Source organism: Agrobacterium sp. GW821-FHT14E08 (genome assembly GCF_058803865.1).
In genome coordinates this window covers 341,672-356,803 of record NZ_JBXAPJ010000004.1, presented here as the reverse complement: position 1 = coordinate 356,803, position 15,132 = coordinate 341,672, and the positions used below count along the sequence as shown (strand labels likewise).

Genomic DNA, 15,132 nt, shown 5'->3' with positions numbered 1-15,132 from the left:
CGATGCCGGGCATTCGTCAAGAGCCGAGTGGACGGTAGGCCTGCGTGAGGCCGAAGGCGCCGGGACCGAAGACAGCCAGCGCTTCCGGCGTGCGCATGATGGGCGGCACACGAACGGCAAGCACGTTCACACGCTGACCATAACGCAGCCTTTCTGTGGTGATGGCTTCGGCCGTATCGATGTCGAGCACGGTGATGAGATCGGGGACGATCGCCAGTACGCGTCCGCCTTCTTCCTCCGCCACGAGGTTTTCGTTCTGGATGCGGATTTTGACTTTCGGTTTCGAGGCATCAAAGGGTTCGATGGTGGCGATCCCCACCGACCAGCCGTTTTCCTCCTTGCGGGCGACATCACAAACCTTGCCGGAGGTGATGATTTCGGCATGGCCGTAATGCGTGCCCGCAAAAAAATCGACAAGCGCCCTGACCGGATCGAGATGCCCTGCGGCCGCCTCGCGCAGGGTCCGGCCAATGCCGATGGCGAGCGACATGGTGGCGGGCACCGAAACACGTTTTGCCGTTTCGCCATCCATGCCGTAATTGACGATATAAGCCTGCCCGCCCATGCGGATGGTCACGCCACGGGCGAGCCACTCGGCCTTGGCGGCGTCTTCGGTCTCGATCAGCACGCGGTTGCCGCGTTCGTCGGCCACCGCCACCGGGCTTGCCGGCACGCCGTAGACGTTGAAGGTTTCCATTTCAAGCTGCGGGAAGGCGCGACCCATGCCGTCCGCATCAATGACGGGCACGCGCTTTTTGGCCGCCAGCACGATGGGTATCATGGAATTGATGCCACCCGCCTCGAAGGGAATGATGGCGCCGACATCGATGCCGGTGTGGTCCTCGTAGGTTTCAAGCGCAAGATCGCCCTCTTCGCCGGAGGGGATTTTTTCGATGAGGATGGTGGGCGCTCCCATCGCGCCGCAGGCGACGACGGCTGCGCCATCGGGCACCGCGTCGAGTGCGATCAGATCGACCGGCCCGTATTTTTCGATGGCAGCTTTGGCCAGAAGTTTGCCGATATAGGGATCGCCGCCGCCGCCGGTGCCGAGAACGGCCGCGCCGACGGCCAGATCGTCTATGTCCTGCTCCGTGATGATTGCCATGTCAGTCGATCTCCTCGATGGAGGTAAAGGGTTCCTTCAGGCCGAAGCAGGCCGGGCCGAAGACGTTCAGGGCTTCCGGGGTGCGCATGATCTCGGGCACGGAGACGGCGACCACGGTGACGCGCTGGCCGTAACGCAGGTTTTCGCTGGTGATTGGCTCGGCTGTTTCCGTGTTCATGATCGAGATCAGGTCCGGCACGATGGCTCTTACCCTGCCATCCTGCCTGGCGATCAGGTTCTCGTTCTGGATTTCGATTTCCATCTGCGAGGTGAATGGCGCGACGGCTTCGATGCGGGCGCGGCCGATGGTGAAACCGGCTTTGGTTTCGCGCATCACATCGACGATCTTTCCCTTGAAGATGACGCGGCCGTAACGGTAAAGCGTGGATGGCAGGAAACCGAGAAGCGCCTCGATGGGATTGATGTGGTCCTCCTGCGCCTTGCGCAACACCTTGCCGATGTGGATCGCCAGTGTCAGCGTATTGGGAATGGCGGTGCGCTTCACCTCCGCGCCGCTCATGGCATATTCCGCAATATAGGCGCAGCCGCCCATGCGAATGGCGACGGCACGGGAGAGCCATTCCATCTGCCGGTTATCGACGGCTTCGATCAGCGCGCAATCGCCCCACTCGTTGCTCACCGCCATGGGGGAGCCGGATATGCCGTAAACGCCGAATGTCTCCATTTCCAGAAACGGAAAGGCGCGCCCCATACCATCGGCATCGACGATGGGCAGACCGAGCCGGGCGCCGACAACCAGCGGAATGGTGGAATTGATGCCGCCTATCTCAATCGGCATGGTGTAGCCGGCTTTTTTGCCGAGCCGTTTCTCAAGGCGACGGAGCGAGAAGATGGCCTCTTCGCCAGACGGGATTTTCTCCACCAGCACGGTCGGCGCACCCATCATGGCTGTCGGGATGACCAGGCTGTCGTCCGGCAACTCGCTGGGGTCGATCAGCTCGACCTCGCAGCCTTCGTCCAGGCATTGCTGTACCATCATGCGTCCGACATAGGGATCGCCGCCGCCGCCGGTTCCGAGAAAAGCCGCGCCGACGGCAAGATCGGCAAGATGTTCGCGTGTGAGTTTCATCGCCATGTCCTCAACCGATCACCAGGTCGCCGACCGCCTTGACGCGGATGCGGGTGGCGCTGCCGGGCAGATAGGCAAGCGGCACTTCCTCGATATCCATGATCTTGACGGAGGCTGCTGCCGCGCCTGCCTTCACCGCGCGTTCCGAAGCCTCGGCCTTTGCGCTTGCCAGAACGGCGTCACGCGAGGTGCCTTCCAGCGAGAAGATGCGGTCAACCTCGCCACCCACCTGCGCGATCGCCGCGCCGATGGCATTGGCGACGGAGGCGTTTTGTGGCCTCAAAACCTTCGATGCCGAAGGCAGATCGCGCGAGACCAGAATGGAGCCGCCGCCCACCAGAATGACGGGAAGCGGATCGGCGCTGGTCTTCATGCGGTCCACGGCCTCATCGACCATGCGATGCATGGTGTCGAGCGCGTTTTCGATGGTTTGTGCAGGAATATGCGCAACGCGGGAGCGGTCGCCAATATCCTCCAGCCCTGCCGCCACCACGATATCCGTGGTTGTCAGCGTATCGCCGCCGAAAACCAGCGCCTTGCTGGTGATCTCGTAACCGACGGAATCGGGACCGATGCGCTTACCCTCGTCACGCACCAGCGAGCCGCCGCCAAGCCCGATGGCGAGCACGTCCGGCATGCGGAAATTGGTGCGCACACCGCCAATATCGACGGCAACCGCCGATTCTCGCGGAAAACCATGCACGAGCATGCCGACATCCGATGTCGTGCCGCCAATATCCACCACCATGGCTTCCTTGACACCGGCCAGCATCGCAGCGCCGCGCATGGAATTGGTGGGACCGGAGGCGAAGGTAAGGACGGGATAACGCTCCACATAGTCGGGAGACATCAATGTTCCGTCGTTCTGGCTGATGAAAAAGGGCGCCTTGATGTCGAGCTCCTTCAGCGCGCTGCGGAAGGAGGAGACGACCTTGCGGGAAAGTTCGGCCAGCGAGGCATTCATGATCGAGGCGTTTTCACGCTCGAGGAAACCCACCCTGCCGATTTCGTGGCTGAGCGAGATGGCGATGTCGGGAACCGCATCGCGCAGGATTTCGGCGGCGCGAAGCTCCATTTCCGGCGTGACCGGCGAAAAAACCGAGGTGATGGCCGCCGTCTTCAGGCCGCGTTCGCGCACGGTGGCGGCAACCTCCATCAATCCCTTTTCGTCGAGAGGCGCGATGGTGCGCCCGTCGAATTCATGTCCGCCGCGCAGCATGAAGGTGTGGCGGCCAAGCGTGTCGGCAAGGTCCTTCGGCCAGTCGGTCAGCGGCGGCAGGCCCTTGGTGGCCGGCAGGCCGAGGCGGATGGCGGCGACTTCCAGCAGGCGCTTGCGCTCGACCACGGCATTGGTGAAATGGGTCGTGCCGATCATCACCGCCTGAATTTGCGAGACGGATACGCCCGTCATGCCCAGAAGCTTGTTCAGCACCGCCACGATGCCCGAGCCGACATCGGCCGTTGTCGGGCTTTTGCAGGCGCCAATGACCGCTGCCCCATCCATAAGGGCGGCGTCGGTATTCGTGCCACCCACATCAATGCCAATACGCATGTCTTTCTCCTGTCGATTGAAAAGGGAAGGGCGCCTGCGCGGTTGGTCACCGCACATTGCATCCTTTCCCGATTTTCTGGTTCCGGTGGCCGGGTCTCAGGCCACCAAGACTTCGGATCGTTCCGGGTCCCATGTCACGCCGATCGCCTGTCCGGGCGACAGCCTGGCGAGATGGGACTGGTTCTGCCGTTCGGCGACGATATCCTGCCCGCCGACCGAAAGATGGTAGCGGACAAGGGCGCCCTGATAGGTTTCAGAGACGACGGTTGCCGGAACGCCGGTGCCGGCCTCGCCGATGATGATGTTTTCCGGCCTGACGACGAGCTTGACGGCTTTGCCATCGGCAAAGTCTTCGGCGGGAACACGTGTCAGAGCCACGGTGTCGCCGAAGCTGACCACCAGACTTTCACCTTGGCGGCCCCTCACTGTGGCGTCGATGACATTCGACTGGCCGATGAAGGTGGTGACGAAAAGCGTCTTCGGCCTTTCGTAAATTTCCTGCGGCGTGCCCACCTGCTCGACTCTGGCTTTCTGCATCACGCCGATGCGGTCGGACATGGTGAGCGCCTCATCCTGATCGTGGGTCACGTAAACGGTGGTGATGCCGAGCTTCTTTTGCAAATCCTTGATCCAGTATTTCATTTCTTCCCGCAGCGATTTGTCGAGTGCCGAAAGCGGTTCGTCGAGAAGCAGGATGCGCGGTTCGGTAACCAGCACGCGGGCAAGGGCAACACGCTGCTGTTCGCCACCGGAAAGCTGGCGCTGATAGCGGTTTTCATATCCCGCAAGGCCGACCTGGCGTAATGCGAAGGCGACGGAGCGGTCGATTTCTTCCCTCGATTTCTTTCGCAGCTTCAGACCGAAGGCGATGTTTTCGGCCACGTTCATATGCGGAAAAATCGCATAATTCTGGAAGACGATGCCGATGTCGCGCTTTTCGGGCGGCAGATAGGTGACGTCATCCGATCCGATCAGGATCTGCCCCGATGATGGGCGGATGAAGCCGGCGATCATGCGCAATGTCGTGGACTTGCCGCAGCCGGAAGGTCCCAGCAGCGAGAAGAATTCGCCCTGTTCTATATGCAGATCAATGCCCGCGACCGCGACATTGTCGCCATAGGATTTGACGAGGCTTTTCAGTTGAATATCCGACATCGGCTTCCGTTGTCCTTTCCCTCTGGGGCGTGGCCGGCGGAACCGGCCACGACGTTCTGCGGGTGCGAGGGTCAGCCCGCGAAGATTTCGTTCACGGTCTCGACGATCTCGTCTTCGTTTTCGAGATAGGCTTTCCAGTCCGGCAGCCAGAAATCCTTGGTGGCGTCGGCGCTGTTGACGATGCCGGCCTTGACGAGATTATCCGGCAGGACGGCATTGGAGACGGTGGGGCGCAGGTAGAATTCCTTGCCCATATTGGTCATGAAGGAGGGCTCCAGCGCCCGGTTGAGAAGCGCATAGGCAAGCTTCTTCTGGGTTGGCTCGGAATAGCGGCTGACCGTGTAGGTCTGGGTCAGGATCGGTTGCAGTTCCTTCCAGTACATGACGGCAAAGGGAGCGCCCTTGTCGCGGGCCTGCATGGGTTCGGCGTCGCTCTGCACCGCCATGACCACTTCACCGCGATCCATCAGCGTCTGCATGTTGCCGGTGAAATCCGAAATCTTGGCGGGCATCAATTCCTTCATCGCCTTGTAACCGGCATCGAGATCGTACTGATCCTTGCCGAACAGCGAGCACGCGACGAGGAAGAAGTCCATCTGCAGGGTGTTGGAGGTGATGTAGGTGCCGCGCTTGCCGGCGAATTCCGGCTTCCACATGTCCTTGAAGCTGGTCGGCGGCGGCGTGACGAGGTCGGTGCGATAGGCATGCACATACTGGTTGAAGGCCCAGGTGACGCCGACGCCGTTCGAGGTGGCGAAGGGCCAGAGATTTTTGCCGTTCGGCACATTGGGAAGGATTTCGTCGATCGTGTGGAAGAAATCGCCCGCCGCCGCCGTCTTGAACATTTCCGGCAGGTTCCAGTTGGTAATGTCGAGCGGCGGTTTCTTCGGCCCGTTGGCGACGAATTTGGGAAACCACGGCCAGGTGGAATCATATTCTATCTTGCAGTTGAAATCTTTCGCGAAGTCGGTCAGCAGATATTTATTGACCAGCTCGCCCCACGGGCCGCCCCATTCGCCTATCCGCAACACCGCCCCGCCGGCATCGAAGACGGAGCCGTCATAGGTCACGTCCTGCGAGAAGGCGTGGTTGATGTTGAAGAGCGGCAGGGTTGCTGCTGCGGCGCCGATCTTGAGAAGCTTGCGGCGGTTGGGATCGAATGTCATTCCAGTCATGTCCATGTTCCCCTTGTTTTTTGAACCTATGGATGCGGGCATTCATTAAATGTCCGGCGGTGCTCTAGCCGCCGAAAACGCGCTTCAGATTGATGAGCCTGGACGTTGCCACCATCGACACGACGACGAGGAGGATGGCGAATATGCCTGCCGCCGCCGCGGTGGGTTCGAAGGCGTAACGCAGCGCCACATACATGGCCATCGGCAAGGTTTGCAGGTTTGGCGTCGAGAGGAAGAGCGTCACCTCGAACTGGCCAAAAGAAATGATGAAAGCGAAGATGGTGCCTGCCGAAATGGCCGGTGAAATAATCTTCAGCGTCACGAGCCGAAAGGCGGTGAAGGGAGAGGCCCCGAGCGACCGCGCTGCCTCTTCCAGGCTGCGGTCGAAGCCGACGAGGGCGGCGGTGACCGTGGCGATGACGAAGGGGCAGGTGACGATGACGTGGCCGATGATAAGCCCGGTCATGCTCCGCGCGAGCCCGATGCCGGTGGTGACGTAGAACACGTAGAGCGCAAGGCCTAGCACCACCCCCGGCAGGACGATGGGCATCATGAAGAAGGCGCGCAGCGGTGCGACAAGACGGCTCGACGACCGTGTCAGGAAAAGTGCCGCCATGGTGCCGAGCACCGTCGCAATCGCTGTCGAGATGCCGGCGACGAGGAAGGAAACGCCATAGGCCGAGAGAAAGGTCGGCGAGGTCAGGAAGGCATAGACCCAGCGCAGGGAAAAACCCTGTGGCGGAAAGGTCAGGTAGTCGCCGGCATTCAGGCCGGACAGGATGACGATGATGACGGGGACCAGCAAAACCGTCAGCGTCAGCACTGACAGAAGTCTGAAAACAAGCGGAATGGATGATTCCTCACGCATCAGCTGCGCCCTCCCGTGGTGCGCATGGCAGCGCGGTGATAGACGGCGATCGCCATCAGGCTGGTGACGAAGAGGACGATGGCGATGGCCGCACCGAACTGCCAGCGCCCGGTTTCCGCCACCTGCTGGTAGATGTGGATCGGCATGACCATGACCTTCCAGCCGCCCATCAGCGCCGGCACGACATAGGATGAAATGGCAAGTGCGAAGACCAGCAGCGTACCCGCCAGAATTCCCGGCATGGAAAGCGGCAGCACGATGGAGAAGAAGGCCTTCGCACGGGAAGCGCCAAGCGATCTGGCCGCTTCTTCCAGCGCAGGATGGATGGATTTGATGATGCCGATCAATGACAGGATCATGAAAGGCAGCGTGATCTGCACCAGCCCGACCACGACACCGAAGGTGTTATACATCAGCGGCAACGGCTCTGAAATGATGCCGATGCGGATGAGTGTGCTGTTGATGAGGCCGTTATCGCCCAGAAGCACCATCAGCCCATAAAGCCGGATGACCATGTCGAGCTGCATCGATGACAGCACCAGGATCATCAGCAGGGTGTTGCGGCCGGGACTGACCGTCTTGGCGATGACATAGGCAAGCGGATATCCAAGCACCAGACAGACCAGCGCCACCATGGCGGCAATGCCCACGGAACGCAAAATGGCCTCGTAATAAATGGCGCGGGTGAAGATGCGCACGAAATTGTCGAAGGTGATCGCGCTTGAGAGGGTTATGACGCCTGCCACCGATTTGTTGAAGGCAAGGGCAAAAAGCGAAGCGGTGGGCACGACGAAAAAGGCGATGAAGAAAATCAGGGCCGGCAGCAGAAGCAGCCAGAAGCCGAGCCCCTCGCCGAAGCGTCTTCGCAGCGACGAAGCCTGAGAGAGAGGCAGGCCGTTCACCTGTTTGTCCGATGTCGTCATTGCGGATACCGCCATGTTGCCCGATCTCCTCATTCTGCCGCTTGCGGCAGCATGGCCCTGTGCAAGGCGTCGTAACCGATCAGTTCCTTTTCCGGCGGGGCCGGATAGGTCGTCTTGCTTTGCGAAAGACCGGCGCGCACGAGACCGGCGGCAATCGACACCGCTGTCGGAATGGGATCGATGACCGGAACGTCGATGCCTCCGGCAAGCAGCCCGTCGCGCAGACCGGCGGCGCATCCCATCAGGCCGGTGCAGCCGAAGATCAGCGCTTCCGCGCCGTCCTCCTCGACAGCCTTCCTGCCTTCTTCCACCAGCCGCCGGGCGGTGGCGACAAGATCCGCCTCGAGATCGAGGACGGGAATGTCGACGCTGCGCACCGAGGCCAGCTTGCTGGAAAGGCCGCATAGAGCGGCGGTATTTTCAAAAGATGGGATCAGGCGACGCATGACGGTAATGACCGAGAATTTATGTCCCAGCATGGATGCAACATGCATGCCGGTTTGGCATGGTCCGACAACAAGCATGCCGGAAATTTCCCGGGCCGGCCGCAGGCCCGGATCGCCCATGCAGTCGATGATGACGGCGTCGATGCCTTCGCGTTCGGCGCGCGCGACCTCAAGCAGGGTGCCGGGAACGGACATCGCCGCCTCGAACTCACTTTCGATCGAGCCCGGCCCCGTGGCTATCTCGGCATGGGAAAGGCTGACACCGGGATATTCCAGCGCCTTGAGATCCGCCAGCTTGCGAAAGCCGCGCGTTACGATGGGGGACACGACACGAACATTGACGTTACGCATTCTCGATACCTCCTTCAAGCACCGCTACAACAGGCGTATGCGGGACAAATCCAAGCCTTGAACGTTGCGCATCCGGCACTTCTGGGCGCCGGCTTCCTGCGCCGCTTGTTCCGATACCTTACGGTGCATCGGCTTGCCGTCTGACGAAAGAGCTTTGGCGAATAGGGTCTTCGCTCTTTCGGGTGGGTAGTATGGCTGGCTTTGAAGCAAATTTCCTATCCTTTCGGATAGGGGTTGATGCATAAAACGGATGCATTTCCGATATTTGATTAAATATTGGACGAGTAAGGTCGCAAAATAAGGCGATTTTGGCGCTTCGTGGCTGGTTTGACAGCGGGGCCGGCCATGGCGATGGTGTTTCCATCAAAGAGAGACTACTTCACGGAGGTCGCAATGCCAGTCGCCAGAAGCGCGCCGGGCAGCGGCGGAGCTTTGTCGCGTTTGCAAAGCTTCGTCACGCTTGTGCGGAATTTCGCCTATGATTTTCGTCGATACCGGGCCTCCAGTTTCATTGACGGTCCGCGCGAGCGTCAAAATCTGGAGGCGCATATCAGGCTGTTGTCCCATATGCTGGAATATGGCCTGTCGCTCAGCGATCCTCGTGCAGGTTTCGGGATCGACAAGGTGCGTTTGCTGGCGGCGGAAGTCTCCCACTATATCGAAAGCTATGGTCCTGACGCGGCGACCGATAACGGGCTTGGCGTGCTTGCCGCTTATGTGGCCTATAATGCGGCCAATGGGGCGGATGTCCGGGAGGCGCAAAAACTTCTGGATGACCTGCTTGCATCCGATGCCGCATCCTCTTCCTGTGTCGCCGGAAGCGAGGCGGTTTCGGCAAGGGCCATCCGTGCCGCGGCCTCATGCGATTTCATCGGCTTCATGGCTGCCCGTCACAGTGTTCGTCAGTATGACCGTGCCAGGCCGGTTGAAGTGGAGCGGATCGAGCGGGCTGTCACGGCCGCCATGCAATCGCCTTCGAGCTGCAATCGCCAGACCACGAAAGTTCTTGCGTTTACGGACAGAGATTCTATCCGGCGCGTCCTCTCGCACCATCAGGGCAACCGCGGTTTCGGAGACCAGCTTGGCGGAGTCTTTGTCGTGACGGTCGATCTTAGAAACTGGAACACGATAGGGGAGCGAAATCAGGGCTGGGTGGATGGCGGAATGTTTGCCATGACGCTGGCGCTCGGGCTGCATGCGGAAGGTCTCGGCGCCTGCATGCTGAACTGGAGTGCGACCATGGAGGAGGATCGCGCCATTCGCGGGCTTCTGGGACTGGACGATTCGCATGTCATCATCACGCTGATTGGTTTCGGCCATATGGTCGAAAGCTTTTCCGTTCCCGTTTCGCGCCGCAGGCCGCTTGCGCAGGTTCTGCTGCACGAGCCGCCGCTGAACTGAACCCGGCTTACACGATCCTGTCCTGCCATTTCCGTGTGGTCACCTGGGCATCGCCGAGGCCAACGGCGCTTTATTCAGCTGAAAAAACGATTGGCTGGTCGTTGCAGGCCAAGATGGTCGCGTAATGTCGGCCCCTCATAGTCCTTGCGAAACAGCCCGCGCCTTTGCAGTTCCGGCACCACCTGCGTCGTGAAGTCGTTTAGGCCGGCCGGCAGGAAAGGGAAGGTGACGTTGAAACCATCCGAACCCTCCTCATGAAGCCATTGCTCCATCTCGTCGGCGATGGTCTGTGGCGTGCCCACGAAGGCAAGACCCGCATAACCGCCCAACCGCTGGGCAAGCTGGCGCACCGTCAGGCCTTCGCTGCGGGCAAGCTCGATCACCCTTTCACGGCTGGATTTGCTGGCGTTCGTTTCCGGAATATCAGGCAGGGGGCCATCGGGATCGAAGCCGGAAACATCGTGGCCGAGCGCAATGGAAAGCGAGGCGATTGCGCTGTCATAATGGACGAGACTGTCAAGCCTGGCGCGTTTGGCCTTCGCCTCCTCCACGCTGTCGCCGACGAGAACGAAAGCGCCCGGCAGGATGACAATGCTGTCGCGGGAGCGGCCTGCCGCAACGGTCCTGTCTTTGACATCCTTGTAGAATGCTTTTCCTGCCGCAAGCGTGGGGGTTGCGGCAAAAACCACCTCTGCCGTCTCGGCGGCAAGCTGGCGGCCCGGCTCGGAAGCTCCGGCCTGCACGATGACGGGCCAACCCTGCACCGGGCGCGCGATGTTGAGCGGTCCGCGCACGGAAAATTCCGGTCCCTTGTGGTCCAGCACATGCATCTTTTCGGGATCGAAGAACAGCCCGCTATCGACATCCCGGATAAAGGCTTCATCCGAAAAAGAGTCCCAGAGACCGGTGACGACATCGTAAAATTCCCGCGCGCGGCCATAGCGCTCGGCATGATCCGGCTGCTCCTCGCGGCCGAAATTCCGGGCGGCGTCTGGATTTGACGTGGTGACGATGTTCCAGCCGGCGCGGCCATTGCTGAGGTGATCGAGCGAGGCGAAACGCCGGGCGACATGATAGGGCTCATCGAATGTGGTGGAGGCGGTGGCGACCAGCCCGATGCGGGAGGTGACGGCGGCGAGCGCCGAAAGCAGCGTGAAGGGCTCGAAGGAGGTGACGGTGTGGCTGCGGCGCAGCGCCTCGGTGGGCATGTTCAGCACCGCCAGATGATCGGCCATGAAGAATGCATCGAACTTCGCTGCCTCGAGCTGTTGCGCGAAGCGCGCCAGATGGGCGAAATTGAAATTCGCATCCGGGAAGGCGCCCGGATAACGCCATGCACCCGTGTGGAGACTGACGGGCCGCATGAAGGCGCCGAGATGCAGTTTGCGATCATTTGCCATTGGGCTTCACTTTCGTCGATGTTCTGGCTTGCGCGGCGCGTTGCGGGAGGCTTCAGCCGCAGGCAGCCCTTGTTCGTCGCGACGATATCCCCGCCGGGGGATTGGCGCGGCAAAGACTATTCCGATTATGATTTCAGAACCGAAAGATTTTTGCTGAAATTCTGCATTTGGCGATGATCCCGTCACCTGCGCCGGCCCTGTTCCCATCCCGTTGGGAAGCGCCGTGCGTGGCCGTGGTGGCGGAAAATCATCCGCTCGCCGGGAAGGCGATCATCTCCGCCGAAGACCTTGCCGGAAACCGGCTTATCGCTTTCGCAAACTCCTTCCGCCTGCGCAGGGGTATCAACGATGTGCTTTCCAGCCTCGGCGTCGAGCTTTCCGTGATCGACAGCAATGTGACCTATGTTTCGCTTGCGCGGGCGCGCATGGGTCTCGGTGTCGCAATCGTCGAATCGATCACCTTCCTCGGCCTGCCGGGGAAGGGCGCGCACGTCATCCGCTCTCTTTCCACATCCCGTTTTGATGTGGTTCCGTGACAGCGGCCGGCCAGTCAAGCCCGCAGCGGACGCGCCTTCGCGGCCGCTGGAGCCTTTTTGAGTAAAAGCCAATCGCTTTCACGTCTGGAGAACGCGCTAAGACAAAGGGCATCCCCCGCGAACCCTCGTTCACGGGAAATGTTCTAGACCGCCAGCAGTTTTTCGTTGCCGATGCGGGTGGTTTCGACGGCGCCCTCGGTTTCGATCCGCTTGCCGGTGGCCGGATCGAAGAAATGAAGGTGGGCGGCGGGCAGGTCCAGGTAAATGCGCTGGCCGGGTTTTACCGAAAGGTCCTCACCAATGGCGGCGGAGAAGGTCTCGCCGGCGATATCGGCATGCACGATGCGGCCCGAGCCCAGTTCTTCGACGAAATCCACCACTGCCGGCACGCCGGCGCCATCCGTGCTGACCACGCATTGTTCCGGGCGGATGCCGACCGTCACATCACGGCCGCGCAGTTCCAGCGCGGTTTCGGGGAAGAGTTTCACCGGCGTGCCTGCCAGCATCACGGCAGGGGATTCCACCTCTACTCTCGTGCTGAACAGGTTCATGGCGGGCGAGCCGATGAAAGAGGCCACGAAGGTGCTGGCCGGGCGATGGTAGATATCGAGCGGATGGCCGACCTGCTCGACATTGCCCCTGTTCATCACCACCAGCCGGTCGGCCAGCGTCATGGCTTCCACCTGGTCATGGGTGACGAAGACGGAGGTCGCGGACAGACGCTGGTGCAATTTGCGGATTTCCGCACGCATGGTCACGCGCAGCTTGGCGTCGAGGTTGGACAGCGGCTCGTCGAACAGGAACACCTGCGGTTCGCGGATGATGGCGCGGGCCATGGCCACACGCTGGCGCTGGCCGCCGGAAAGGGCGGCGGGCTTGCGCTCCAGATAGTCGGAAAGGCCGACGATCTTTGCTGTTTCCTCGATGCGGCGCAGGCGTTCGGCCTTGGGCACGCCCGCGACCTTCAGCGCATAGCCGATATTGCCCGCCACCGTCATGTGCGGATAAAGCGCATAATTCTGGAACACCATGGCGCAGCCGCGCTCGCGCGGCTCCAGCGTGTTGACGACGCGCCCGCCAATGGCGATCTCGCCCGACGTGATTTCCTCCAGCCCGGCGATCATACGTAGCAGCGTGGATTTGCCGCAGCCCGAGGGGCCGAGGATGACGACGAATTCGCCGGATTGGAAAGAGAGATCCACGCCGTGCAGGGTCGGGGTCTTGCCGTAGGATTTGCGGACCTGGCGAATATCGATCTGAGCCATGATAGGAGAACCTTGTTGTTGAAAGCCACGCGACGACGTCACTTGTCGGACGATACGAGGCCGCGGACGAACCAGCGTTGCAGGAAGGCCACGACGAGAAGCGGCGGCATGATGATGATGAGGGAGCCGGCCAGGGTGACGTTCCAGTCCGGTATGCCGTCTTCGGCGGGCAGAAGTGCGCGCAGCGACATCATCACCGTTTTGTAGGAGGGGTCGGTGACCATAAGCAGCGGCCACAGATACTGGTTCCAGGCATAAACGAACATGATGGTGGTGAGCGCCGCCATATTGGTGCGCGAAAGCGGCAGCAGCATTTCCACGAAGAAGCGCACCGGGCCCGAGCCGTCCATGCGGGCGGCTTCCGCCAGCTCGTCGGGGATCGTCATGAAGAACTGCCGGTACAGGAAGGTGCCGGTGGCCGTGGCGACCAGCGGCAAGGTGAGGCCGGAATAGGAGTTCAGAAGGTTCCACTCGACCGTCACTTCGATGCCGAAAAGTCCAAGAATGGAGCGGAACGGCTGGAAAAGATCGGCGGCCACGGAATAGGTCGGCACCACGCGCACTTCGAGCGGCAGCATCAAAGTGATAAAGACCGTCCAGAAAAACAGGTGTTTGAGCGGCGAACGGAAAAACACGATGGCAAAGGCGGTGCAGGCCGAGAGGGCCACCTTGCCGATCGTGACCAGCGTGGCCATGATGATGCTGTTCAACAGGGCATTGCCGAGATTGGCGCGTTCCCATGCCGTTGTGGCGTTGGTGAAAAACTCGCCCTGGGGCATGAAGTTGAACGGTACGCTGTTGACCTGCTGCACCGACTGGCTGGCGCCGGAAATCACGACGATGAAGGGGCCGATGAGCAAAAAGAAGCCGGCGACCATCAGTATATAGGTCAGGGCGTCGGCAAAGGGGGTGCGCTGTATCATGGCCGCCTCACTTGTAATGGACCTGCCGCTCGACAAAGCGGAACTGGATGAAGGTGAAAACCATGATGAGGCCGATGAGGACGATGCTCTGCGCCGAAGCGCCGGAATAGTTCAGACCCTCGAAGGCTTCGCTGACGATGCGGTAGACCATTACCTCGGTGGCGCGGTTGGGGCCGCCCTCGGTGGTGGTGGCGACGATGCCGAACGTATCGGCTCCGACGAAGCCCTCGGTCATCATGATCACGGTGAGGAAGAACAAAGTGGGGGCAAGCAGTGGCACCTGAATGTCGATGGCGCGGCGAATGGGGCCGGAGCCGTCCATGGCGGCCGCTTCCGTCAGCGAGCGCGGCACCGATTGCAGGCCGGCGAGCACGAAGATGAAGGTGTAACCCGCCCATTTCCAGATGAAGATGACGATGACGAGGATCAGCGCATGTTCACCGTATTTGGCCGGGTTCCAGATGTCCGGCCACCAGGCGTTGAGGGAGGCGGCAAGACCACGTTCCGGCGACAGGATGAAGCGGAAGGCCATGCCCGCGGCGGGGCCGGCGATGGCGTAGGGGAGGATGTACAGCACCCTGAAAAAGCCGGATCCGGGCAGCGCGCGATCGACACACAGCGCCAGGACGAGGCCGATCAGGATGGTGAAGACAGGCCCGGCAATGGCAAAGACCATGCTGACGAGCACCGAATGCCAGTAGAGCGGATCGAGAAAGGTTTCCTCGAAATTGGCGAGACCGACGAACTCCGCAGCGCCGCCGAAAGGCGGTTCGAGCGTGAACGCCCAGTTGATGACCGCTGCCACTGGCCAATAGAAGAACAGAAAGATCAGCAGAAGTTGCGGCAGGGCGAACAGCACGGGCAACCACGTGCTTTTGAAGACGGCGCGCTTTTCCATGAAAAAACCGGCATTACTGGAGAAATGGGCGGACTTGCCCGTGA

14 protein-coding genes are annotated in these 15,132 nt (G+C 60.9%); 2 read left to right on the top strand and 12 right to left on the bottom strand.

Translation table 11 applies throughout. The features are described 5' to 3' along the window. Window positions 1–16: 16 nt before the first annotated feature. The 8 genes from AC1ROR_RS17815 to AC1ROR_RS17780 all read right to left on the bottom strand — a co-directional run bounded on the left by AC1ROR_RS17815 (window position 17) and on the right by AC1ROR_RS17780 (window position 8,665). Window positions 17–1,105, bottom strand: a complete 1,089-nt coding sequence (locus AC1ROR_RS17815) for an S-methyl thiohydantoin desulfurase family protein (protein WP_142173919.1) — start codon at window positions 1,103–1,105, stop codon at window positions 17–19. Between the two features lies 1 nt (window position 1,106). Further along, on the bottom strand, window positions 1,107–2,201 hold the full coding sequence (locus AC1ROR_RS17810) for an S-methyl thiohydantoin desulfurase family protein (RefSeq protein WP_162936036.1): 1,095 nt from the start codon (window positions 2,199–2,201) through the stop codon (window positions 1,107–1,109). A 4-nt stretch (window positions 2,202–2,205) separates the two neighbouring features. After that, window positions 2,206–3,747 (bottom strand): hydantoinase/oxoprolinase family protein, encoded by a 1,542-nt coding sequence (locus tag AC1ROR_RS17805; RefSeq protein ID WP_035225562.1) that lies wholly within the window; start codon window positions 3,745–3,747, stop codon window positions 2,206–2,208. Between the two features lie 96 nt (window positions 3,748–3,843). Beyond that, window positions 3,844–4,902 carry an ABC transporter ATP-binding protein gene (locus AC1ROR_RS17800; RefSeq protein WP_035225560.1) on the bottom strand — a complete coding sequence of 353 codons (1,059 nt, stop codon included), beginning with the start codon at window positions 4,900–4,902 and terminating at the stop codon, window positions 3,844–3,846. 71 nt (window positions 4,903–4,973) lie between these two features. After that, window positions 4,974–6,077, bottom strand: coding sequence for a type 2 periplasmic-binding domain-containing protein (locus AC1ROR_RS17795; RefSeq protein ID WP_498590224.1), 1,104 nt, complete (start codon window positions 6,075–6,077; stop codon window positions 4,974–4,976). A gap of 64 nt (window positions 6,078–6,141) precedes the next feature. After that, window positions 6,142–6,945, bottom strand: a complete 804-nt coding sequence (locus AC1ROR_RS17790; RefSeq protein WP_035225554.1) for an ABC transporter permease — start codon at window positions 6,943–6,945, stop codon at window positions 6,142–6,144. Then, window positions 6,945–7,883, bottom strand: coding sequence for an ABC transporter permease (locus AC1ROR_RS17785; RefSeq protein ID WP_142173927.1), 939 nt, complete (start codon window positions 7,881–7,883; stop codon window positions 6,945–6,947). The genes AC1ROR_RS17790 and AC1ROR_RS17785 overlap by 1 nt, the downstream gene beginning before the upstream one ends. 14 nt (window positions 7,884–7,897) lie before the next feature. Continuing rightward, complete coding sequence (locus AC1ROR_RS17780; RefSeq protein ID WP_498590223.1) at window positions 7,898–8,665, bottom strand: aspartate/glutamate racemase family protein; 768 nt, start codon at window positions 8,663–8,665, stop codon at window positions 7,898–7,900. Window positions 8,666–9,058: 393 nt separating this feature from the next. On the opposite strand from AC1ROR_RS17780, the gene AC1ROR_RS17775 reads away from it, so the two are divergent. After that, window positions 9,059–10,066, top strand: a complete 1,008-nt coding sequence (locus AC1ROR_RS17775; RefSeq protein WP_498590222.1) for a nitroreductase family protein — start codon at window positions 9,059–9,061, stop codon at window positions 10,064–10,066. Window positions 10,067–10,140: 74 nt separating this feature from the next. Here the strand turns inward: AC1ROR_RS17775 and AC1ROR_RS17770 are convergent, their stop codons facing one another. Continuing rightward, window positions 10,141–11,466: an LLM class flavin-dependent oxidoreductase gene (locus AC1ROR_RS17770; RefSeq protein WP_498590221.1), complete on the bottom strand. Its 1,326-nt coding sequence runs from the start codon at window positions 11,464–11,466 to the stop codon at window positions 10,141–10,143. Window positions 11,467–11,693: 227 nt separating this feature from the next. Here AC1ROR_RS17770 and AC1ROR_RS17765 point away from each other — a divergent pair, with 227 nt between their 5' ends. Further along, window positions 11,694–12,002: a LysR substrate-binding domain-containing protein gene (locus AC1ROR_RS17765; protein ID WP_498590220.1), complete on the top strand. Its 309-nt coding sequence runs from the start codon at window positions 11,694–11,696 to the stop codon at window positions 12,000–12,002. Between the two features lie 143 nt (window positions 12,003–12,145). Here the strand turns inward: AC1ROR_RS17765 and AC1ROR_RS17760 are convergent, their stop codons facing one another. From AC1ROR_RS17760 to AC1ROR_RS17750, 3 genes are read right to left on the bottom strand one after another with little or no spacing between them, the layout of a single operon-like run. Continuing rightward, window positions 12,146–13,267: a sn-glycerol-3-phosphate import ATP-binding protein UgpC gene (locus AC1ROR_RS17760; RefSeq protein ID WP_142173932.1), complete on the bottom strand. Its 1,122-nt coding sequence runs from the start codon at window positions 13,265–13,267 to the stop codon at window positions 12,146–12,148. 38 nt (window positions 13,268–13,305) lie between these two features. Then, on the bottom strand, window positions 13,306–14,190 hold the full coding sequence (locus AC1ROR_RS17755; protein ID WP_080836974.1) for an ABC transporter permease subunit: 885 nt from the start codon (window positions 14,188–14,190) through the stop codon (window positions 13,306–13,308). Between the two features lie 7 nt (window positions 14,191–14,197). Further along, window positions 14,198–15,088, bottom strand: coding sequence for a carbohydrate ABC transporter permease (locus tag AC1ROR_RS17750; RefSeq protein ID WP_035243448.1), 891 nt, complete (start codon window positions 15,086–15,088; stop codon window positions 14,198–14,200). Window positions 15,089–15,132: the final 44 nt, after the last annotated feature.